The sequence below is a fragment of the Treponema sp. R8-4-B8 genome, assembly GCF_054786175.1.
Map to the genome: position 1 here is coordinate 1 of NZ_BDHE01000249.1, position 601 is coordinate 601.

2 protein-coding genes are annotated in these 601 nt (G+C 45.6%); both read right to left on the reverse strand.

Features of this window, described 5'->3' with window-relative positions; genetic code table 11:
• Positions 1-364: DUF3990 domain-containing protein (locus ACYVRA_RS08200; protein ID WP_461252239.1), on the reverse strand; the 364-nt coding region annotated here is incomplete at its 3' end.
• 7 nt (positions 365-371) lie between these two features.
• A partial coding sequence (locus ACYVRA_RS08205) for a hypothetical protein (RefSeq protein WP_461252240.1) occupies positions 372-601 on the reverse strand: 230 nt, incomplete at its 5' end.

A 601-nucleotide genomic window follows, 5' to 3' on the forward strand; every position in this document is an offset into this window, starting at 1 on the left:
CGTGCTTTACCCGTTCTATGGAATGCAGGGATTTTACCGTGCAAAAGCATATTTGGTGCGAATCAGGAAATTGCGCCAAATCAGCTAAGAAGCCTTTTTTTGATGTTTTACCGTTCAGATAGTCGTCTATTCTGTTGAATATGTCATCATTCGCAACCGGGCCTTCCACAATGTCATAGTCATGAACCGGCGACGCGGTTTTTCGGTTTCTGTTGCTCACAACAAAATCAAACCAGTCGTCGGTGTAGCCGGTAAACCGCAAGGTCTTATAGTTACTGTCAAAAAAGGCGTTTTCGTTGAAGTCAAATTCGGAAACGAAACCGGGAACATCGTGATGCTCGCCTTTTCGACGCGCCCAAATCACCGCCTATTCACGATTTTTTGTAGTGTAGAACCTGTCTCTTATACACATCTAGATGTGTATAAGAGACAGGATCCACCGTGGCGATTACCCGCTCGTGTTTCTCGTCGGCGTAAATCTTCGTGTCCATCTTTTTTGGTATCAATCTCAGCGTGTCCGTCGTTTCAGGTCTGTCCAACGAATCGGCCGTCCTCTTTTGTCTTTCGATTTCTTCATTGATTCTATGCCGTTCCGCGAGTT